Annotated in this window: 22 protein-coding genes; 16 read left to right on the top strand and 6 right to left on the bottom strand. The window is 40.7% G+C overall.

Annotated features, from left to right (window positions below; translation table 11 throughout):
* Positions 1 to 39: 39 nt before the first annotated feature.
* Positions 40 to 471 (bottom strand): Lrp/AsnC family transcriptional regulator, encoded by a 432-nt coding sequence (locus tag ACHUET_RS11280; RefSeq protein ID WP_087040231.1) that lies wholly within the window; start codon positions 469 to 471, stop codon positions 40 to 42.
* 168 nt (positions 472 to 639) lie between these two features.
* On the opposite strand from ACHUET_RS11280, the gene ACHUET_RS11285 reads away from it, so the two are divergent.
* The 7 genes from ACHUET_RS11285 (at position 640) to ACHUET_RS11315 (ending at position 7,195) form a co-directional block, all read left to right on the top strand.
* Positions 640 to 1,734, top strand: a complete 1,095-nt coding sequence (locus tag ACHUET_RS11285) for an ornithine cyclodeaminase (RefSeq protein WP_394212874.1) — start codon at positions 640 to 642, stop codon at positions 1,732 to 1,734.
* A 228-nt stretch (positions 1,735 to 1,962) separates the two neighbouring features.
* The gene (locus ACHUET_RS11290; protein ID WP_087040229.1) at positions 1,963 to 2,922 is read left to right on the top strand and encodes an arginase; all 960 of its coding nucleotides are present in this window, start codon (positions 1,963 to 1,965) and stop codon (positions 2,920 to 2,922) included.
* A gap of 96 nt (positions 2,923 to 3,018) precedes the next feature.
* Entirely contained in the window at positions 3,019 to 4,434 is a 1,416-nt protein-coding gene (locus tag ACHUET_RS11295) for a YjiH family protein (RefSeq protein WP_394212876.1), read from the top strand.
* A gap of 503 nt (positions 4,435 to 4,937) precedes the next feature.
* A complete protein-coding gene (locus ACHUET_RS11300) occupies positions 4,938 to 5,441 on the top strand; it encodes an NAD(P)-dependent oxidoreductase (protein WP_394212967.1) in 504 nt (167 codons plus the stop codon).
* Entirely contained in the window at positions 5,407 to 5,895 is a 489-nt protein-coding gene (locus tag ACHUET_RS11305) for an NAD(P)-dependent oxidoreductase (RefSeq protein ID WP_394212878.1), read from the top strand. The genes ACHUET_RS11300 and ACHUET_RS11305 overlap by 35 nt, the downstream gene beginning before the upstream one ends.
* Positions 5,896 to 6,660 (top strand): aldehyde dehydrogenase family protein, encoded by a 765-nt coding sequence (locus ACHUET_RS11310; RefSeq protein ID WP_394212880.1) that lies wholly within the window; start codon positions 5,896 to 5,898, stop codon positions 6,658 to 6,660.
* Positions 6,661 to 6,955: 295 nt separating this feature from the next.
* Entirely contained in the window at positions 6,956 to 7,195 is a 240-nt protein-coding gene (locus ACHUET_RS11315) for a DUF4172 domain-containing protein (protein WP_394212882.1), read from the top strand.
* A 155-nt stretch (positions 7,196 to 7,350) separates the two neighbouring features.
* On the opposite strand, the gene ACHUET_RS11320 is transcribed toward ACHUET_RS11315, so the two are convergent.
* On the bottom strand, positions 7,351 to 7,956 hold the full coding sequence (locus ACHUET_RS11320; protein WP_394212883.1) for a short chain dehydrogenase: 606 nt from the start codon (positions 7,954 to 7,956) through the stop codon (positions 7,351 to 7,353).
* Positions 7,957 to 8,143: 187 nt separating this feature from the next.
* Between ACHUET_RS11320 and ACHUET_RS11325 the strand changes: the two genes are divergently transcribed.
* Positions 8,144 to 9,028 carry a LysR family transcriptional regulator gene (locus ACHUET_RS11325; RefSeq protein ID WP_394212885.1) on the top strand — a complete coding sequence of 295 codons (885 nt, stop codon included), beginning with the start codon at positions 8,144 to 8,146 and terminating at the stop codon, positions 9,026 to 9,028.
* Positions 9,029 to 9,252: 224 nt separating this feature from the next.
* Here ACHUET_RS11325 and ACHUET_RS11330 read toward each other — a convergent pair whose 3' ends face one another.
* From ACHUET_RS11330 to ACHUET_RS11340, 3 genes are all read right to left on the bottom strand, one after another.
* Positions 9,253 to 9,801: a hypothetical protein gene (locus tag ACHUET_RS11330; protein WP_394212887.1), complete on the bottom strand. Its 549-nt coding sequence runs from the start codon at positions 9,799 to 9,801 to the stop codon at positions 9,253 to 9,255.
* Between the two features lie 252 nt (positions 9,802 to 10,053).
* Positions 10,054 to 11,529 (bottom strand): ATP-binding protein, encoded by a 1,476-nt coding sequence (locus ACHUET_RS11335; protein WP_394212889.1) that lies wholly within the window; start codon positions 11,527 to 11,529, stop codon positions 10,054 to 10,056.
* 1 nt (position 11,530) lies between these two features.
* On the bottom strand, positions 11,531 to 12,253 hold the full coding sequence (locus ACHUET_RS11340) for a heavy metal response regulator transcription factor (RefSeq protein WP_394212891.1): 723 nt from the start codon (positions 12,251 to 12,253) through the stop codon (positions 11,531 to 11,533).
* A gap of 195 nt (positions 12,254 to 12,448) precedes the next feature.
* Between ACHUET_RS11340 and ACHUET_RS11345 the strand changes: the two genes are divergently transcribed.
* The 7 genes from ACHUET_RS11345 (at position 12,449) to ACHUET_RS11375 (ending at position 18,463) form a co-directional block, all read left to right on the top strand.
* Positions 12,449 to 12,727 carry a hypothetical protein gene (locus ACHUET_RS11345; RefSeq protein ID WP_394212893.1) on the top strand — a complete coding sequence of 93 codons (279 nt, stop codon included), beginning with the start codon at positions 12,449 to 12,451 and terminating at the stop codon, positions 12,725 to 12,727.
* 89 nt (positions 12,728 to 12,816) lie between these two features.
* The gene (locus ACHUET_RS11350; RefSeq protein ID WP_394212894.1) at positions 12,817 to 13,410 is read left to right on the top strand and encodes a c-type cytochrome; all 594 of its coding nucleotides are present in this window, start codon (positions 12,817 to 12,819) and stop codon (positions 13,408 to 13,410) included.
* Between the two features lie 135 nt (positions 13,411 to 13,545).
* Positions 13,546 to 14,187, top strand: coding sequence for a DUF411 domain-containing protein (locus ACHUET_RS11355; RefSeq protein ID WP_394212896.1), 642 nt, complete (start codon positions 13,546 to 13,548; stop codon positions 14,185 to 14,187).
* Positions 14,188 to 14,266: 79 nt separating this feature from the next.
* The gene (locus ACHUET_RS11360; RefSeq protein WP_394212897.1) at positions 14,267 to 15,973 is read left to right on the top strand and encodes a copper resistance system multicopper oxidase; all 1,707 of its coding nucleotides are present in this window, start codon (positions 14,267 to 14,269) and stop codon (positions 15,971 to 15,973) included.
* 25 nt (positions 15,974 to 15,998) lie between these two features.
* Positions 15,999 to 17,141, top strand: a complete 1,143-nt coding sequence (locus tag ACHUET_RS11365) for a copper resistance protein B (protein ID WP_394212899.1) — start codon at positions 15,999 to 16,001, stop codon at positions 17,139 to 17,141.
* Between the two features lie 27 nt (positions 17,142 to 17,168).
* Positions 17,169 to 17,654 (top strand): DUF305 domain-containing protein, encoded by a 486-nt coding sequence (locus tag ACHUET_RS11370; RefSeq protein WP_394212901.1) that lies wholly within the window; start codon positions 17,169 to 17,171, stop codon positions 17,652 to 17,654.
* Between the two features lie 59 nt (positions 17,655 to 17,713).
* Positions 17,714 to 18,463 carry a MauE/DoxX family redox-associated membrane protein gene (locus ACHUET_RS11375; protein WP_394212903.1) on the top strand — a complete coding sequence of 250 codons (750 nt, stop codon included), beginning with the start codon at positions 17,714 to 17,716 and terminating at the stop codon, positions 18,461 to 18,463.
* Positions 18,464 to 18,523: 60 nt separating this feature from the next.
* Here ACHUET_RS11375 and ACHUET_RS11380 read toward each other — a convergent pair whose 3' ends face one another.
* A complete protein-coding gene (locus ACHUET_RS11380; RefSeq protein WP_394212905.1) occupies positions 18,524 to 18,715 on the bottom strand; it encodes a hypothetical protein in 192 nt (63 codons plus the stop codon).
* A gap of 554 nt (positions 18,716 to 19,269) precedes the next feature.
* On the opposite strand from ACHUET_RS11380, the gene ACHUET_RS11385 reads away from it, so the two are divergent.
* Entirely contained in the window at positions 19,270 to 20,394 is a 1,125-nt protein-coding gene (locus ACHUET_RS11385) for a Fic family protein (protein WP_394212906.1), read from the top strand.
* Positions 20,395 to 20,508: the final 114 nt, after the last annotated feature.

Raw genomic sequence — 20,508 nt, forward strand, 5'->3', positions numbered from 1 at the left:
TTTTTAAGCCGTTCTAAACCTATTTCTTGGATATAGACATTATAAGCTCGATAGCAGAACACTGGTTTCGCTATTCAAAATGCCGTCAATCTCTCTGACTTGACGCAGTACTTCATCAAATTCTCTTAAACTTGTCGTGTGTATTTCTGCCACCAAGTCCCACGCGCCATTGGTCGTATGTAGCTTAATCAGTTGCGGGATGCCGCGCAGCTTTCTGATCACTTGTGATGTAGATTTGCCTGTTACTTCGATCATCATCATCGCTTTGACGGTTTCTTTATCTAGCGCCTCATGCACTCGAATTGTAAATCCTAAAATAGCGCCATTATGAATCAATCTGTCCAATCTATTTTGGACAGTGGCACGTGAAACTTTAAGTTTTTTTGCAAGGATTGAGATGGTTGCGCGGCCATCTTGTCGAAGCTCAGATATCAGCTCGCTGTCTAAAGAGTCATAAGTATAGTACGCCATAAAAGTGCTTCCTTCATCAAGTTTTGACATTATGCTAAGTAGCACTTATCAATATGTCAAAAATACATCAATATTTAATAAATTATTGACATTTTAACTGACATTTATAGTTGGTAGGATATTGATTGTCGGTTTAACAAATAATATTCATGGAAGGGAGCAACATTAATGTCTAAATTTATCGTATCACAAAAGCAGGGTGTGCCATTTGTTAGCGTACAGGCGATGGCTGAAATGATCAGTAATCATGGTATAGAAAAAACCATAAGAGAATTGGTAGATGCGTTAGAGCAAGATTATCTTCGTTGGGATGAGTTTGAAAAATCCAGTCGTTTTGCTTCTCATTCCAAAGACGGCGTCATAGAGCTCATGCCTGTCAGCGATGGTGACATGTTTGCGTGTAAGTATGTCAATGGACATCCCATCAATACCAAGCGTGATTTGCAGACGGTAGCAGCTTTTGGCGTGTTGTCTGATGTCGATACAGGCTATCCGATTTTATTGACAGAAATGTGTATTTTAACCGCACTGCGCACGGCGGCGACCTCGGCTCTGGTTGCGAAATATTGTGCGCCTAAAAAGGCTGAGACTTTGGCACTCATTGGTAATGGTGCGCAAGGAGAGTTTCAGGCGATGGGTATGAAAGCAGTGATTGGCATCTCAAAAGTGCGGTTATATGATGTCGATCCAGCTGCATCTGAAAAAGTAGCGCATAACCTTGCCGATTCAGGCCTAGATATTACCATCTGCAAAACCGTAGAAGAAGCCGTTGACGGTGCAGATATCATCACCACCTGTACCGCTGATAAGAAAAATGCCACCATCCTGCGTGATGATATGATCAAAAAAGGTGTCTATATCAATGCCATCGGTGGCGACTGCCCTGGCAAAACCGAGCTTGATGCCGATATTCTGCTAAGAGCCGATCACGTCATTGTAGAGTTTGAACCACAAACCCGTATCGAAGGCGATATCCAACAGCTCTCTCAAGACTTTCCTGTGACAGAATTTCACCGCATCGTGAAAGGGGCAAAAGACATACGCACCAACGACAATAACTTAGTGGTATTTGATGGTGTTGGTTTTGCCTCAGAAGACTTTACAGCTCTAGTGTTTTTGCGTGATTTAATTAAAAAACAGGACGCCTATGAGCTGCTTGATTTGATTCCTCATCAGCAAGATCCTAAAAACCTCTATTCGGTGGTGAAAGCTCACAGTAAAGATCATAGTACAGTGGCGCATGAAGCTGAGTCTATGGCGTAAGTGGGGGCTATATATTTTATCCACTATAAGATAAATAGGCGCTGCTGAAATAAATTTTGCGCCGCCTCTGTCTGCGAAGGCAGAAGGCACAGCAAGCCAGAAAAATTTGTTTCAGTAGCGTGTGATACGGGATATATCTTTCTTATTTAGGACTGACTATAGCTAAGTAGCGAGAAAAAAATTAAATCTAAAAGATAAAAAATTGTTTTATTTAATGGAGACGAAATAATGAATGATCTAATGAAAAACGTGCGAATAGTAGAAGTGTATTCAGATGTTGCAGGGCATAAAAAAGGCGCGTCACTAGGAATCGATGCACTGCGCGCGTCATCAAAAGAGATGAATGCAGACTACTACGAAAAACTGCAACTTGACAGTATCAAAAATGAATATATCCATGAAGAAGAATCGCCATTTAAACATGCAAAATACGCTGATGTGATTGAGCCTGTTATCTCTAAATTGGCACACAAAATAAAAGAGATAAGAGAGGAGAATCAATTTCCAATCGTTATCGCAGGCGATCATTCTAGCTGTGCAGGAACCATGCATGGTCTCAAAATGGCGCACCCTGATGCTGAGATCGGTGTGGTGTATATAGACGCGCATGCTGATTTTCATTCACCATACACCAGTGGATCAGGAAATATGCACGGCATGCCTTTGGCAATGGCATGTGCAATCGATAACTTGGAATGTAAACGCAATGAGCTTTCTGATGCAGAAAAAGAATATTGGGAGCGACTAAAATTCATGGCGTCCAATGAGCCATCAATTAAGCCAGAAAACGTGGTGTTTTGTGCGGTGAGAGATTATCAAGAAGAGGAGATGGAGTTAATCAAAAGACATAAAATTCCTTTATATAGCGTGGCTGAAATAACCAAAAAAGGCATCAGCGCCACAGTAGCCGAAATCTTCAAAAAACTAGAGTATTGCGATCATATTTATGTGTCGTTTGATGTCGATAGTGTCGATCCTTTATACGTCCCAGGAACCGGTACACCAGCAATGAATGGTCTGTCTTATGAGCAAGCCATGCAGCTCAATATAGAGCTCATAAAAAACGAAAAAGTATGTTGCTGGGAAATGGCAGAAATTAATCCCTTATATAACAATTCAAAAGATGACTCAACGAGAATATTCAAAATTTTAGAAGAGGTCACACATTCTCTTTTAAATAATTACTAATATAAAATATTTAAAACGAGTCAAAGAAAATCTAATCTAAAAATATTATATAAATTTTTTTAGATTAGTTAAAAAGGGACGGAAGGTAAAAATAATATGGACATTATTAAAGCCAGCACTGCAAATCAAGATGCTAGCAGTGCTAATACCAGTATCAATCTCAAACAGTTTTTAAAATTCTTTATACCCTCTATGATAGGGTTGATTGTCTTCGTATTTCCCATTCCCTATGTAGATGGTAAGTTTGTCAGCTATGCAGACGGATTCACCATTCCTATCGCTGTATTAAAGGATTATATACAGGGTTATATGAGCGAATTTTTGCCATTGCTCGTTGTCATCTCAATTATGATTACGGTAGTTGGTAGCTTATATACCAAAATCATGAAACCTTCATTGATTTTAAACAATGAGTTTTTGAATAACTTACTGAACGTCAAAACATCTTGGCTGATGCTTAGATTACTTGGTGCGTTTTTTGCCGTCGTGACCTATTTTCAATTTGGGTTTGAGAGCATATATTCAGACAGTATTGGTGGTCTATTATTATATGAGCTCATGCCCATACTGTTTATTGTTTTCTTTTTAGCAGGATTATTACTGCCATTATTGCTTGATTTTGGCTTATTAGAATTTGTTGGGGTTTTATGCACCAAAGTCATGAGGCCGTTATTTGGTTTACCGGGCAGATCCTCTGTCGATTGCTTGGCATCATGGTTAGGTGACGGCACTATTGGCGTCTTGTTGACTGATAAGCAATTACAAAGTGGATTTTACACCAAAAGAGAAGCAGCCGTGATTGCGACCAGCTTTTCAGCGGTTTCGGTTACCTTTTGCTTGGTGGTGATCTCCCAAGTCAAGTTGGAAAGTTATTTTATCAATATGATTGGCGTGGTTGCGTTATGCGGTATTGTTTGTGCGCTCATCGTACCAAAGTTATTCCCTTTGTCGAAAATTGAAGATACGTATATCACAAAGAACGATGAGGTGGATTGCGAAGCGATTCCCGAAGGAAAAACGCTATTCAACTATGGCTTACACAAAGCCGTTCAAAAAGCAGACAAGAGCCCCAGTTTTTTGACGTTCTTAAACGATGGGTTAAAAAATATCTTGGACATGTGGATAGGAATACTACCTATCGTCATGGCAATCGGGACGTTAGGCTTGATTGTGGCAGAAAAAACACCCGTGTTTGATTATTTAGGCATGCCATTTATTCCATTCTTAGAGCTATTGAATATCCCATTTGCCGCAGAAATGTCAAAAACCATCATGGTGGGTTTTGCAGATATGTTCCTACCGGCCATTATCGGCTCTTCAATAGAATCAGAGTTAACGCGATTTGTCATCGCCTGCTTATCAGTCTCTCAATTGATCTATATGTCGGAAGTCGGCGGATTAATCTTAGGGACAAAAATACCTGTTAGTTTCTTCCAGCTATTGGTGATTTTCCTACTAAGAACCGTTATCTCATTACCAATTATTGCGTTATGTGCGCATATGATTTTTTAATAAGATTAAAATTTAATTATTTTTAAGCAAAAAATAAACGAGCATTGCAAATTTTTCCAATAGCGAAAATCGCTTATCAGGATAGCTTTTCGCTACCGTTCTCAAGTCATAAGCATAAAGCAGCCCCAATCTTAGGATTGGGGCTTTTTGAATCTGGTCAATGTAGTAGCCTCATACTGTTCAAGGCTTGTCATTGTCAATTAATAGTCTGACTAGGGCAGCGGACCTAGCAGTTCTTTGATGCTTGTCCTCAGCCTCAATATTCATTCAAGTGATCCTATCCATACAAAATCCCGCCCGTCAAAACGGCAAGGACGGTGTCATTAAAGCCAAGTCATCAATCTGTATGACTCTTATAGACCTGTCGTATCTACCTTAATAACGTCTCAGCAGTTCTCATAAATAACGAAATAAAGCGAATAGGAGATTATCTTATTGCTCACGTTAGTGTTGCCTTTTTTAGAACATAAAAGGTTATTCATTATAGTTCTACTTAACAGCTGATTGGTTACAATAAAGTTGACAGAGAATACAAGACTAAAGGAATAGACATGACTAGAGGAACAATAGGTATCGTTGGGTTGGGCCGTATGGGTAACGGGATGGCTCAGTCTTTACTTCGTGAAGGCTTTAATGTGTTCGGCACGGACATAGGAGAAACCCAACGCCAAGCTGCCAAGGAAATCGGTGTAAATGTCGTTACAGATATCAAAGCGCTATGTGCAGAATCTAGCGTCATCATTCTATCTTTGCCAATGGCAAAGCATGTCCAAGCAGTAATTAAAGGCAAAGACGGCATCATCGACCATGCTCAGCCCAACACCCTGATCATTGATACCTCCACCTCAGAACCAGAGGTGACGCGAGTGCTCTCGACGGATCTGGATCAGCTAGGCCATCAGTTATTAGACTGCCCTGTTAGTGGTGGTCCAGCGGGTGCTGAGGCTGGCACTATGGTTATAGTTATCGGCGGTGAAAGAGGCGCTGGTTATAGTTATCGGCGGTGAAAGAGGCGCTCTTGAACGCGCCCAGTTATATCTGGATACCTTAAGCTCAAAAGTGGTCTACATGGGCAAGTCTGGCAATGGCCATGCCGCTAAACTCATCAATAATCTACTCTGTGCTGCACATCTTGTAACCACCGCTGAAGCAGTCGCCTTGGGCACTAAGGCAGGACTAAACCCTGAAGACCTTATTGCTGGTTTGAATGCGGGTTCAGGTCGTAGTGCAATCAGCGAAGTGAATTTCCCTCGCTGGATTTTGAGTGACAGTTTTGATTCTGGTTTTACGATGGCGCTGATGCGTAAAGACGTGCGTCTGGCAAAAAGTATGATCGGAGAGATGGGGCTAGCGTTGCCTGTGGCGCAGCAGGTAGCGGAAATTTGGTCGCAAAGCGAAGCAAACCTACCTGATCAAGATGATTTTAACTGCATTGTGAAAAATGCTGGCTTGGGAGAATAGATGATGAGCTTTAACGTAGAAAAAAATGGTGAGCAGCAAGTTGAAGCACTTCTTCATGAGCTATTAGGTACTTCTAAATTTGGTAGTTGGGTTGATGGAGAATTGATTACAGGTCATGGAGACAGCATCGATTTAACTAACCCAGCGACCGGTCAGGTGTTTTTAACTTATCGTGATGCGGGAAAAGATATTGTTGCTAATGCCGCCGATGCTGCCATCAAAGCTCAAAAAGCATGGTGGTCGATGACGGCTAGTGCCAGAGGTCAGTTAATGTGGAAGTGCAGTATGAAAATACGCGAAGCCGCAGAATCTCTGGCACGCCTAGAATGTATCTCTGCTGGTAAGCCTATTCGCGATTGCCGAGTTGAGGTGGCGAAAGTTGCCGAGATGTTTGAATACTATGCTGGCTGGTGTGACAAGATTATGGGACAAGTTATCCCTGTACCAACCACTCACTTAAATTACACTCGTCATGAGCCTTATGGTGTTGTCACGCAAATTACCCCTTGGAATGCACCCATATTTACCGGAGGTTGGCAAATCGCACCTGCTATCTGTGCAGGAAATGCCATCTTACTCAAGCCGTCTGAGTTAACCCCACTAAGCACAACGGCGCTCGTTAAAATCCTTGAGCAAGCAGGTATCCCGCGTGGTTTGGTCAATGTCATTAACGGATTGGGACACACCACGGCATCTGCTGCCATTGCTCATCCAGCCACCAACCTCTACCATGTCAAGGTAGGTCGACCAAATTGCATATCCTGACAATATCTTACACGTATTCATATTAATAGCTTGCAAATATTATAAGATTGAATAACCAAAATGTAAATTAAAATAGAATAAAATTTAACTCGTATTTAGGCACTGTATTTTTATAGTGTTTTTACCTCTACTCAAACTCTTCTTAGAACAAAAAAATATGTGTGTTCGTTGAGAATCTATTCCTATTGCATCTACTATTGTCGTTTTTGAATTTCTACGTATTGTTTCTACTACTTATTCTCTGCATGATATAAGGAGATTACTGTCCTAATCTCTGCATATTTCTGAGGAACGTATGAAGCATATTACTTATATTCATGAACATCCAAACTGGACTGAATGGCAATGGTTGGACAAAAAGCTATTGCCACTCGTCAGTCGTGTGCGGATATTACAAGGCCATTTACTAGGAAAGCTGCTAACACTAGGATTCGATCTGAATGTTGAGGCGCAATTAGATGCGGTGATCTTAGAGATTATCAAAACTTCTGAGATAGAAGGTGAGACGCTAAATGATGAGCAAGTTCGTTATTAAATAGCTGTACATTGAATGGCTTCGTTGAGCATGGCTAGAACGTATCCCCAATCTGAACGAAAGTGGTAGCAGAAAACGAAAAAGCCAGCTTACGATAAGCTGGCTTTTAGGTAAAACAATTGCCTGATAAAATAGCAGTGTTTAGTTAATGATAGTTAAGCGTCAACAACAATCACTTCACCAGTAATAAAACCATCTACTGAACGCTCGAACGCTTTACCTACCAATGCACTTGGTACTGGCTCAAAACCTGGCATCATCTCACCATATACATCCCAAGCTTCAACCAATACCGTTGGATTCACCACATTAATACGGGTATTTCTTGGCATCTCTAACGAAACACATTGCACAAAAGTATTAATAGCACCGCTCGTTGTAGCATCTGCAATGGCGTAAGGAATCGGCTTTTTATTCAAAATACCACTAATCAAAGTAAATGAGCCTGCATCGGCAATATACTCTTGACCAATACGCACCAGATTAATTTGCCCCATCATTTTACTCATCACAGTGGTCATCCACTGGGCTTCTGTCATCTCTGCAAAGCTTGCATACTCGCAAAGCCCCACAGTATTTACTACCGCATCAAAATGACCAACCGTTTCATAAAGCGCTCTAATAGATTGCTCATTAGTAATATCTACAATGTGATCTACGTCGCCAGAACGACCAGCAGTAATCACCGTATGATTGCCAAGACCGCTTAACGCTGCTTGACCCATTTTGCCCAATGCACCAATTAAAATAACCGTTTTCATTTTTTTCTCCGAGGTTTGTTTTGATGCGTTGATAATAAGCCACTTAACCAACAATTAAAAACAAATTATTCCTGTTAGTGATACAAGTATTATTGGTTTATAGTGTTGATTGTTAGCAACAGATTGACAAGCAGTTGACGGCTGATTAAATATTATGAAGCGAACGTCCTGACAATGGAGAGGTACATTGAGTAAATTAGACAGATTAGACATCAAACAACTGCGTGTGTTTCAAGCGCTCATACGTGAGCAAAGTGCTTCTAAAGCAGCAGCGCAGCTAGGACTTACGCAACAAGCGGTCAGTGAGCAATTAAAAAAACTACGCGACGTTTTTGATGATCGATTGTTTCTTCGCAAAACCAATGGGTTTATTGCCACCCCTTTTGCACAAACTTTATCCGTGAGTGTTGATAAACTGCTAAATGATTTTAATACCCTAGTGTCACCAACCACGTTTGACCCCAGCACCGTTGAAGGCACTTTTGTTGTTGCGGCCACTGATTACGCACAGCAAATAGTCTTGCCAACATTGATTGCCCTAATAAGGACACAAGCCCCTAACTTAAAGGTGATAGTGAGGGACTTTGAAATTGATAAGCTCAATGAATTGATGGAGAGTGGTCACGTTAATCTGGCGATTGCCTTTCCTGATTACATTCCAGACAGTTATCCTATTTTGACCCTATTTGAAGAGCAACATGTTTGCGTCGCATCACCAAATGCCACTATTTTGAAAGGTACACCTACCTTGGCCGACGTGGCACAATATCCTAGTATCATTGCCTCACCATCACGCCCTAACTTTAAAGGCTCTGTTGATGACTGGTTCAAATCGTTTGGTTTAAAAAGAAACGTGGTGGTGTCTGCGCCCTGTTTTTCGGTCGTACCATTGTATCTTGAAACAACGGATTCCATTGCTTTTTTGCCTTCTCGTGCTATCAAGGGATTAAATTTAATTGAGATTGAACTTGAACACACACCGGATACGTTCGATGTGATTGCCGCTTGGCACCCACGTTATCATGAGGATGCATTGCAGCGCTGGGTGATATCATTACTGAAAGATGAATGATAAATATGAGCTGTGTTGAAAATACAATGTAACTAAATAAGGATGTATTAGTCATATAGCTTTATGATAATGCTTCATACTGTCGATTTTATCGTTATTAGCTTCAAATAAAATACTAGCAGTTCGATGTCTGTATAGCGCACCGAACTAGAGTTAGTCCAAAATCAGTCCAATCGTCAGAAAGTTTTAGGCATTGAAATTGCCTATCTGATTAAGGTGTGTAATTAATCCCAGCTAATCCCGTGTTTCTTTTGCTGTTCCGAGTGCATTATTACGTAAAACAGTTCAATAAACTGATTTGGTTCATATGAATAATCAACTAAGTAATCAGTACCAATCTCCACAGGTACACACTCATCATTGTCTTTGTAAACTAAATAATGACTATCAGCATAGAAATCTAAGTCATACTTATTAGATAATTTATCTAGCCTATCGCTGATTCTAAGCTCATTAAATAATGCACCTGTATAAGCTCCTGAAACTATAATTCCGTATAATACTTTTTCAGGGCATCCATCAAATTGTAAGGTAACATCGTTATTCCAACGGCAAGAGTAAGAATCATAATGTTTACCTAAGATATCAACCCCCTTAAAATGCACTACATACCATAAGTTGTTAGTATTTGAGAGACTACTGTACTGCTGTTCACTGACCATTTTATGAGATGAGTATTTGATGAAGTCATCAAAAGTGAAGCCAATCTCAATACCTGCAGCACTCTGTAAAGGCACAATATCAGCTTTTAAATCAGGTATAATTTTTTTCACATCCTAAGCCTTCCGCTATTTCGATTAATCAATTACCTATTCTATAGTGAGATAATCAAATCACATTAAGTATCTCAATATGTACACTGTGAAGTACACTATAATGAAATAAATAATCAAAACTATTGATGCCATTAGCCTACATCTGAAGATTCAAGTCCTCACTAGGGTGCCGTCATTAATATCTTAATATCTTATTAACTCATCGATTTTTATAGTTCATAAAATCTAAGCATCGTAGTATGAAGATAGTTAATATTTGGCCATCAATAACTCTACAGTAACCTCAAAATAATACTCATCTTTGATAGCAATATTTACTTTGCCTTTATGGGCATTGGCGATAGCCTGAACGATAGACAGTCCTAGTCCTGTCCCTGAATGTTGATTGCTTGTCTTATCATGACGATAGAATCGCTCAAATAATTTATCGGCCGCGCTTTGATTTAGTGGTTTGTCTAAGCGGTTAGTCAAGGCGATTCTTAATAATGATTGTTTTGAGGATAGAGGATATTCTTTTGAGTTCTCAAGAGTCATATCTGAGGTAATGATGATAGCTGATATTGTGATAGTACTGGCACTAGCGGCGTAATAGATGGCATTTGACAGCAGATTAGCAAATAACCGTTGCAGCAAACCTTCATCACCTAGTACTGTCGCAAATTCACCCGATTTTACAAAAGTTATCTCACGATCCTCGGCAAGCATTTCATAGTAGTCGATCAGCTTTGTGATTAGACTCTCGGTATCTACGTTACTAACTTGCGAGTCGCTTAATCCTTTTTGAGTTTTTGCCAGTAACAACATATTATTAATCATAGCCGATAGATGCTCTAACGTGTCATGTTGATGATGTAGCTGCTCAATGTATTCATTGCCGTCTCTTGGTTTATTTAACATGACTTGCGTTTGTGTACTAAGCGTTGCAATTGGGGTGCGGAGCTCATGGGCTATATTGTCTGAAAACCGAGACAAGGATTCAAAGTTACTCTCAAGCTTGACCATCATTGAATTATAAGATTTTGCTAGTGGTCGTAGCTCTAAAGGCATATCACTGACGGTTATTCTTTCATCTAGTCTTTCAGGGTTAATCCTTTTCATTTTTTGTACGATAGTGGCTAAAGGTGCGAACCCCCAATAAACACTGAATGCAGCTACCGACACCAACAGTAATGTAATAGCGAACAAAATCATACTAAGCTGACGATTGAAATGCATCAGATAGTGGTGATGGACATCAATGGGCAGTGCAATAAGCGCCAAAAACTCTTGGTTTTCGATGATAATTGCTCGGTAATTTCTATTCTTTATCTCAACCGTGAATTGTTGATCACGATAGACTTGCCACAATTGTGGCAAGCTGAAATCTGAAGGTAAGTCGTTGGCAAAATGGGTTGGATCGCTAGATAATAGTGCACCGCTTTTATTTGCGATGACAGTCTTTAAGTCATAATCAAGCCGAGAAGGATGTAGATGATTGGTGCCAGTTAATGACTGAGGTTTTGAAGCTGCTGCTGACTTTGTCTCAGCATCAATATCATTGATGCTTCTGCGCAGGTTAAAAGCCGCATGCGTGATAATCTCAGAGTCCATTTGTTCAAAATGTCCACTAACAGAACGTTGCACCCACGCATAAATAATCATTTGAGAGATAATCACGAATACAGTTAGTAGAAAAACAGTGCGCCATAGTAGAGGCAAGCGTCGATTATCTAGCCGATATCTCATATTAGATATCGTCAGCTTCATAAGATGGCTGGCTATCAGCGATTGTATTGACAGCATCTAATCGGTAGCCCATACCACGCACAGTATGAATCAGCTTTGCCTCATGTTCATCGTCTATTTTTATACGAAGCCGCCTGATTGCCACATCAATCACGTTCGTATCATTTTCAAAATTCATATCCCATACTTGAGAGGCGATGACTGAGCGTGGTAGGACTTCACCTCGGCGCTCTAATAAAAACTGTAATAACGAGAACTCTTTTGCGGTCAATTTAATAGGCTGGTCTCTTCTATGTACGGTACGCTTTGCAATATCCATTTTGAGATCTGCTATTTGCATGATCGTACTTTGATAATCGACTTGATTGGCACGTCGCAATAGACTTTTTATCCTGACTATCAATTCTGCAAATGCAAACGGCTTGGTTAAATAATCATCGCCACCAATTTCAATCCCTTTTATCTTGTCACTTAAGTCATCTTTTGCCGTTAAAAATAGCACGGGAGTATGCTTACCTGCCGCTCGGTAATTACGCACCAGCTCAAACCCACTAATATCCGGTAGCATGACATCCATCAGTATCACGCTAAATTCTTCAGTCATCAATGCGTGATAGCCATCTAGGCCTGTTAGATGATGATCCACAATAAACCCAGCTTCAGTTAAGCCTTTTTTTATATATTCGCCAAGTTTCAACTCATCTTCTACCAGCAGTACTTTCATAATAGCCTCCCATATACCTTTCACGCTTACCTAGCATAGTAAAGCATAACCCTGCTTTGAACATCAAAAATTCTCAAGATGACAATATTGTAATCTTGCGGTCATGTCTCTGTCAGAATCAATAAAGTATGCTTTAGAGTAACTTAATACTTTGAAGTCTTGTCGATTTCATACCAAATCAAATAAGGATTTACCATGTCGCTATTCAAATCAATGCCGCTATTTAAATCAATCGTAGCAACCGCTATCGCTTTAGCCGTTTCAACGTCTGCTATGGCACATGACCCAAAAATGCATGCTGAAAAAGATCAGATGAACTGTGAAAAAATAGAAAAGCATATGCAGATGATGCAAAAGATGGATCACAGCAAGATGGATATGAATGATCCTGCCATGAAAGCCATGATGGCCAATATGGGTAAAATGAAACAGATGTACCAAAAGCACTGTGTGAGCAGTGATAGCGACTCTTAAAAAATAATATTGTTAAATACCTATCATGATTTTATCTGTTTTATTAAATGATGATGCGGGCACACAAATTATTTGTTTTGGATGAGCTTATGAAGTTTTTACTAGGAATATTCTTTGCTGTTGTAACCGTTGTGATTGGCATTTTTGCTGTCGTCACGAGTGGTATTGTCAATGTGGGTGCAGACCAAGAGCATAGCCCAATGATGTACAGCTTTTTAGAAACTGCTCGTAATCGTTCAATTGAGCATGCTAGTAAAGACATTTCAGTTCCAAACTTAGAAAAGGCAGAAATGATCAGTTCAGGTGGGGCCGATTACAAAGACATGTGCGCAGGCTGTCATTTATCACCTGGTGTCACAAGTACAGATTTGAGTAATGGTCTATATCCAAAACCGCCGAATTTTACTAAAGCAAATATCGTTAAACATTACCAGAGTGAGGCTGGTGCCAGACAAAGCTTTTGGGCAATCAAACATGGCATCATGGCATCAGGAATGCCCGCATGGGGTGCCTCTCATGATGCTGATAGGATGTGGGCAATGGTCGCTTTTATTAGGTCGTTACCCGAATTAAATGAAGCTCAGTACACGATGCTCACCACGAGGATAGATACTGACATTATGGACATGAGCTTTGATGGTGATATGGATATGTCGGAAGATGGCTCCGAAATGCAGCACTAACTATTTAATAAAAAGCGTAGCACTAAAATAGTGCTACCTTTTGCAATTTAAGTTTGGCCTGTTTTACTTTGTTTAGTGATAGGTTGTAGAAATTTTAAAATGTCCAATAGACAAATACATGCTTAGGAGTGTTTTATGAGACGCTATACCAATATGTTTTCTAGTAAGCACAACCAGTTATCTGGTCGTACGCTTTTAGTGATGATGACATCTTCACTGTTACTAGCGGCTTGTAGCCAATCAAATACGGGCACTTCTGATTCAAAACCCGTACAACCTGAGCCAACTGTTGCCACATCAACCAATCAGGTGACAGAAACACAAGCTGAATCTACAGCGGTTACGACGCCTGTAGTCAACCAATCAGACCTACTTAAGAATGTTTCAGCGACGGTTTATAAAGATGCCAACTGTGGGTGTTGCAAAGAATGGGTAAGCTATGCAGAAAATAATGGATTAAGCGCAACCGCACACGATGTTGAAGATCTGTCTTTATTCAAAGAACGTTATAGCGTACCGCAGCAGATGCGTTCTTGTCATACCACCGTCACCACCGACGGCTTTGTTTTTGAAGGACATGTTCCTGCAAAATACATGGCACAGTTCTTAGCAAATACTCCTGCACAAGCCATTGGACTTGCTGTACCAAGTATGCCTGTTGGTAGCCCCGGTATGGAGTATGAAGGTAAATTTATGCCTTACAAGGTAATGCAACTTAACAAAGACGGCACCACAGAAGTTTATGCCGATATTGAGTCTCCTCAGCAGCAACTATGATTGAAGTATCCGCTAAATATAAAAAATATTATAACCACAAGCTTAACCACTATCTCGCAAATTAAATTAGGTCATCATTATGAATAAACAGAACATACTGAACCGCCGACGTTTTTTGACTGGATCTTCTGCTGTCCTTGGTGCTTCCTTGATACCGACCATTGCTAGTAGCGCATTGGGACATTCGAATCGCTCGAGCAGTCAGGCGGCCACCATTAATAGTGATCAAAACACTCATAAAGTACCTGTATTGACAGGTAAAGAGTTTGATTTATACGTCAGTAAACAGTCTGCTATTGTGAACGGTAAAAAGAGCATGGCAACGCTCATCAATGATTCACTGCCAGCACCAACGCTAAAGATGCGTGAAGGTGATACGGTGGTGATACGTGTTCATAACCAGATGGATGAGTCAACTTCTATTCATTGGCATGGGTTGCTGGTGCCGTTTGAAATGGACGGTGTACCTGGAATTAGCTTTGAGGGCATTCCTGCGCACAGCACCTTTACTTATAAGTTTAAGCTCATGCAGTCAGGCACCTATTGGTATCACTCACACAGTGGTTTCCAAGAACAAACTGGCATGCTGGGTGCTATGGTGATTGAACCCAAAGGTCGCGAGCGTCATCCTATCGAAGAAGACCACGTGATCGTGCTCAGTGATTGGACCAGCCGTAATCCGTATAATCTACTGAAGCTGCTCAAACAGCGCGCAGACTTTGACAACTATCATCTGCCAGACTTCAAGAAGCTGTTGTCTGATATTGCCGAAACGGATATGAAAACCGCGTTTGATAAGCGCAAAATGTGGAATCAGATGCGCATGATGCCAACCGATTTTACTGACTTGTCGGGTGAGACTACCTTTACCTACCTTATTAATGGCAAAACAACGGCAGCTAATTGGGCACAAATCGTTAAAGCAGGACAGCGCGTTAAATTACGCTTCATCAATGCCTCAGCGCAAACTATCTTTGATGTACGCATACCCGGTCTCAAAATGACTGTGGTGGCAACCGATGGTATCGATGTCGCACCAGTTGCGATTGATGATTTTCGTATTGGTGTGGCTGAGACTTATGATGTCATCGTTACCCCGACCAAAGATGCCCATACCATATTTGCCCAAAACATAGACCGTTCAGGCTATGTTGCAGCAACACTTGCAACCAAAGAAGGCGCTCGTGCTGCGATACCTGCTATGGACAAAGTTGAATGGCTCACAATGGCAGATATGATGGGCGCTATGGGTGCTGATGGTTATAAAGCCCGTCATGCCAAAACAGAATACGATTTTAAGAGTGATATGCGTGTGGACAGTCCACGTATGAACCTTGATGATCCCGGTATCAACCTGCGCAATATTAATAGAGAGGTATTGAATTATAGTCAGCTGCGCTCTGTCGATGAGGCAATATTTGCGGAGCAGCGCAAACCTACCCGAGAGATAGAACTACATTTAACCGGTAACATGGAGCGCTATATTTGGGCGTTCGATGGGGTCAAATTTAGTGACGCGACACCAGTGAATATTAAGCCGGGTGAGCGCGTACGTATTACCTTGGTTAATGACACGATGATGAATCATCCGATGCATCTACATGGGATGTGGAGTGATTTACGTATGCCTAACGGCGAGTTTCAGGTGCGCAAGCATACTATTATGGTACAGCCAGCGCAAAAGATTAGCTTCGATGTGACAGGAGAAGCTGGACGATGGGCATGGCATTGTCATCTGCTGTATCACATGGAAGCCGGTATGTTCAGAGAAATGGCCGTCGTTTAATAAACCTTCGAATATGAGCCTTATTATGAAAATTTATAAAGTAAGTCTACCGTTTATTGGCATGTCATCTTTGATGTTATTAACGTTACCTTTAGCAAATGCTGCTGAGATGCCCATTATGGATCATAGCAGTATGGACATGTCAGGTATGGACCACAGCAGCATGGATATGTCTGACATGGATCATAGCAGTATGGACATGTCAGGTATGGACCACAGCAGTATGGACATGTCAGGTATGGACCACAGCAGCATGGATATGTCTGGCATGGATCATAGCAGTATGGATATGTCTGATATGGATCATAGCAGTATGGATATGTCTGATATGGACCACAGCGGTATGGATATGTCTGATATGGATCACAGCGGTATGGATATGTCTGGCATGGATCACAGCAGTATGGATATGTCCGGTATGGATCACAGCAGCATGGATATGTCAGGTATGCAAGGTGGTCAAGCTCCAGCTGATGCTCGCAGTCCTGACTACTCAAACGGCGTTCCCTATGGACGTTATGGTAAGCCTATGATGATGGGTGATATGCCATTATGGGGCGTTTCTGTAGATGATTTAGGTTATCAGTTTGATGACGATCAGATTAATTATGAGGTTGGTGCTTGGTATGGCCTAGATGAGCGCCGCCTTTCTTTACGCAGCGAAGGTAGTGTTCAGACCAAGGGTGATAAAGAAATTGATAGTCTGACCTCGTTGTCTTATTGGAAGCCACTAAGTATCTTCTGGAATGGTTTGGCAGGGGTAGCCTACGATACCGAGAACGATAAGCCTGCTATTATGGCGGGTATTGAGGGCACAGCACCTTATTTTATTGAAACCGATGCAATGGCTTATCTGTACTCTGATGGACAAGTCCGATTGGACCTCGGCGCAGAATATGAGTGGCGTTTGAATCAGCATTGGGTTGTGATACCAGAAGTAGAACTAACGGCATTTAGCAAAGAGGATAGCGACAACCATATTACTAAAGGCTTTAATGAATTAGAGGCTGAAGTGAGGCTGACTTATGAGACACTAAGCCGTCAATTAGCGCCTTACGTTGGTGTGAGTTATGAGACGGCACTTGGTAGTGCTCGTGGTCAACGACGTCAACATAATGAATCAATTGATAGCAGTAGTTTGACAACGGGGGTCAAATTCTGGTTCTAATATCATTAAAATAATAGGAGATATACTATGAATGCTTCAGATCAGAAAAACATGAATCATCAACAGGGCATGAACCCGTATGTAAAGTTCACCCTGATGATTCTAACGTCTACGATTGTGATGTACATCATGATGTATTTCAACACTTATGAATGGGATCATATTTATTTTAGTGAAACCCGAGCTTATATGGCGCTCTACATGGGTGCCGGTATGTCAGTGATCATGTTGGCATTTATGACTAATATGTATAAGAAGACCAAGGTCAATTTGATGATCTATGGTCTGAGCGTGTTGATGTTTGCTGTTGGTATTTGGGGTGTTAGATCACAAGCAACTGTCGATCAAGTCGATTGGATGCAGGCCATGATACCGCATCATTCTATCGCTATTTTGACCAGTACCCGGGCTGATATCGAAGACCCGCGTGTACGTAAGCTTGCTGACGACATTATAAAAGCACAAAAGCGTGAAATTGATGAAATGAAGCAGTTGATTGATGAGCTGGAATAAAGCATAAAGAGTTTAAAAGATGAAATCTAGAGGTTAGAAATTAGATAGGAGTGTGTATTATGAGAACAGCCGTGGTTTATCGCATGGTCAAACCTGATCATGTTTGTCCATTTGGTTTAAAAGCACTCGATCTTTTAGAGCGTAATGGTTATCAGGTCGAAGACAAGCATTTGACGAATAATGCTGAAACTCAAGCACTTAAAGACAAGTTCAATGTTAAAACTACGCCGCAGATTTTTATCGATGGCGAGCGCATAGGCGGGTATGACGATTTGCAAGCGTTTTTTGGCAAAGAGGTTTCTGAAAGTAATGAGATGAGCTACACGCCAGTGATCGCGATATTCGCAACCACAGCACTCGCTAGTATTTCACTCACTTGGGGTTTTAGCAGCACATTGTTTTCGGTACAAACTATCATCTGGTTTGTTGCCTTATCCATGATCGTGCTTGCTATTCAAAAGTTGCAAGACTTGGAGAGCTTTACCAATCAATTTTTGGGATATGATTTATTAGCACGTAAGATGGTCCGTTACGCCTACGTTTATCCTTTTGCTGAGGCGTTTGTAGGTATTGCCATGTTAGCAGGTGTCGCATGGCTAAGTGTAGTAGCGTCTGTGGTTGCTATATTTATAGGCGGTATCAATGGCCTCTCAGTATTTAAGGCCGTCTATATAGACAAGCGTGAGTTAAAATGTGCCTGCGTTGGTGGTAACTCAAATGTACCGCTTGGTTTTGTATCTTTGACCGAAAACATCATGATGGTCGGTATGGGCATATATATGCTCATGAAATTTTCAAGCACATTCTAGTTCTTATGATGATTGGCCTTAGACTTGAATCTAAAAAAATCTGTGAATAATTTAGAAAAATTAATTCACAATAGATAGTTTCTCATCTGTAATCAGCATCATATGTACAAAAAACCGTAGTAGCGGCGCGTATTGCCATTTATTCGTTTGTTCTCTATGGTCTTGACTAGCAATACCGATATGAAGAGCATTTTTCGACTCATTAGATTGCTGCTTAATATCTTGATAGTCAGTAGATGACATAGTTTTCATCAATAGATCTTCATTGCTACTCACCAGCTAACGCTTCAAAGGTAACAGCTTCTCAGCAATACCAATGAACCGCTGCAATTCTTAATCATGACTATGAGTCGATGTAGGCAATTATTTTCCGCTACAGCCCATATTTTACGAACAAAAAAAAGCCCCAATCGTGAGATCGGGGCTTTCTAAATTTGGTAGGCATAAGCAGATTCGAACTGCTGACCTCTACCATGTCAAGGTAGGTCGACGAACACGTAAAAAATGATATTATCTTACATACATTGATTTTATTGACCTACAGATATTAAATAAGTAAAAAAATCAGAAGTAAATTACCGTACTATAAAATTTAACTCGTATTTGGGCACTATAGTTTTATAGTACTTTTACCTCCACTCAATCAACACTCAGAACAAAAAACCAAGTGCTTTGATTAAAAATCCCTCTTTAATGGTTCGATTGATTTTCTGGTTTTAAAATTTCTAGGTATTGTTTCTATTGCTTATTCTCTGCATAATATAAGGAGATTACTGTTCTAATCTCTGCATATTTCTGAGGAACATATGAAGCATATTACTTATATCCATGAGCATTCAAATTGGACTGAATGGCAATGGTCGGACAAAAAGCTATTGCCACTCGTCAGTCGTGTGCGGATATTACAAGGCCGTTTACTAGGAAAGCTGCTAACACTAGGGTTTGATCTGAACGTTGAGGCACAGTTAGATGCGGTGACTTTAGAGGTTATAAAAACTTCTGAGATAGAAGGTGAGACGCTAAATAGTGAGCAAGTTCGTTCTTCAGTTGCGCGGCATTTAGGGTTAGATAATGCCAGTATGCCAACGACTACTCGTGAGATCGATGCAGTGGTAGAGATGATGCTAAGTGCCACCTATCACTATCAAAAGCCACTATTATTAGGTGACTTACTCGGATGGCATCGAGCATTATTTCCAGATGGATATAGTGGGCTTTATCGCGTTCAAGCAGGCAGTATCCGTGATGATAGTAAAGGGCCAATGCAAGTAGTGTCTGGTGGGTATGGTCGCGAGCGGATTCATTTTATCGCTCCGAGTGCGGATAGATTGCCAGATGAGTTAGACAAATTTTTATTGTGGTTTAACACTTCGCCAAATAAGCAAGAAGATATAGATTTGGTCATAAAAGCAGGTATCGCTCATTTATGGTTTGTAACTTTGCATCCATTTGACGATGGAAATGGACGACTAACACGAGCACTCACAGAGCGAATGCTCGCGCAAAGTGATAACAGTGCCCAGCGATTTTATAGTATGTCAGCGCAAATTCTTAAACAGCGTAATGACTATTACAAAATACTAGAACGTACACAAAAAGGTGATAAAGATATCACGGATTGGTTGATGTGGTTTTTACAAACGCTAGAGCAATCACTCGTTGCGGCTCAAGAAACCACAGATAAAATTATCAGTAAATCAAGTTTTTGGCAGGTGCATCGACAGCATGCTTTGAATGATAGGCAAGTGAAAATGCTGAACGCTTTGCTGACTGATTTTTATGGCAAGCTTACCACTAAAAAATGGGCGACCATTACTAAATGCTCTATAGACACGGCACTACGCGATATTAATGATTTGATAGAGAAGGGTATGATGCAAAAGTCTGTAGCATCAGGGCGTAGTACGAATTATGAGTTGGTTTTATCTTAAAAATTATATTGATCAAGTCTGTTATGACAGAAATAAAGTATTCGAATAAGCTGTAATGAATACGATCAACTCAATGATCTAATATGAGCGGTTTTTTTTACAATAGAATATTTT

This window comes from Psychrobacter piscatorii (assembly GCF_043641605.1).
Lineage (GTDB): Bacteria > Pseudomonadota > Gammaproteobacteria > Pseudomonadales > Moraxellaceae > Psychrobacter > Psychrobacter piscatorii_C.

Excerpts from the sequence above, each read along its gene's own strand:
- ACHUET_RS11280 (WP_087040231.1), bottom strand. The coding sequence starts at position 471 with ATGGCGTACTATACTTATGACTCTTTAGACAGCGAGCTGATATCTGAG.
- ACHUET_RS11310 (WP_394212880.1), top strand. The coding sequence starts at position 5,896 with ATGATGAGCTTTAACGTAGAAAAAAATGGTGAGCAGCAAGTTGAAGCA.
- ACHUET_RS11350 (WP_394212894.1), top strand. The coding sequence starts at position 12,817 with ATGAAGTTTTTACTAGGAATATTCTTTGCTGTTGTAACCGTTGTGATT.
- ACHUET_RS11320 (WP_394212883.1), bottom strand. The coding sequence starts at position 7,956 with ATGAAAACGGTTATTTTAATTGGTGCATTGGGCAAAATGGGTCAAGCA.
- ACHUET_RS11290 (WP_087040229.1), top strand. The coding sequence starts at position 1,963 with ATGAATGATCTAATGAAAAACGTGCGAATAGTAGAAGTGTATTCAGAT.
- ACHUET_RS11370 (WP_394212901.1), top strand. The coding sequence starts at position 17,169 with ATGAATGCTTCAGATCAGAAAAACATGAATCATCAACAGGGCATGAAC.
- ACHUET_RS11380 (WP_394212905.1), bottom strand. The coding sequence starts at position 18,715 with ATGAAAACTATGTCATCTACTGACTATCAAGATATTAAGCAGCAATCT.
- ACHUET_RS11355 (WP_394212896.1), top strand. The coding sequence starts at position 13,546 with ATGAGACGCTATACCAATATGTTTTCTAGTAAGCACAACCAGTTATCT.
- ACHUET_RS11315 (WP_394212882.1), top strand. The coding sequence starts at position 6,956 with ATGAAGCATATTACTTATATTCATGAACATCCAAACTGGACTGAATGG.
- ACHUET_RS11335 (WP_394212889.1), bottom strand. The coding sequence starts at position 11,529 with ATGAGATATCGGCTAGATAATCGACGCTTGCCTCTACTATGGCGCACT.
- ACHUET_RS11375 (WP_394212903.1), top strand. The coding sequence starts at position 17,714 with ATGAGAACAGCCGTGGTTTATCGCATGGTCAAACCTGATCATGTTTGT.
- ACHUET_RS11345 (WP_394212893.1), top strand. The coding sequence starts at position 12,449 with ATGTCGCTATTCAAATCAATGCCGCTATTTAAATCAATCGTAGCAACC.
- ACHUET_RS11285 (WP_394212874.1), top strand. The coding sequence starts at position 640 with ATGTCTAAATTTATCGTATCACAAAAGCAGGGTGTGCCATTTGTTAGC.
- ACHUET_RS11365 (WP_394212899.1), top strand. The coding sequence starts at position 15,999 with ATGAAAATTTATAAAGTAAGTCTACCGTTTATTGGCATGTCATCTTTG.
- ACHUET_RS11340 (WP_394212891.1), bottom strand. The coding sequence starts at position 12,253 with ATGAAAGTACTGCTGGTAGAAGATGAGTTGAAACTTGGCGAATATATA.
- ACHUET_RS11385 (WP_394212906.1), top strand. The coding sequence starts at position 19,270 with ATGAAGCATATTACTTATATCCATGAGCATTCAAATTGGACTGAATGG.
- ACHUET_RS11295 (WP_394212876.1), top strand. The coding sequence starts at position 3,019 with ATGGACATTATTAAAGCCAGCACTGCAAATCAAGATGCTAGCAGTGCT.
- ACHUET_RS11360 (WP_394212897.1), top strand. The coding sequence starts at position 14,267 with ATGAATAAACAGAACATACTGAACCGCCGACGTTTTTTGACTGGATCT.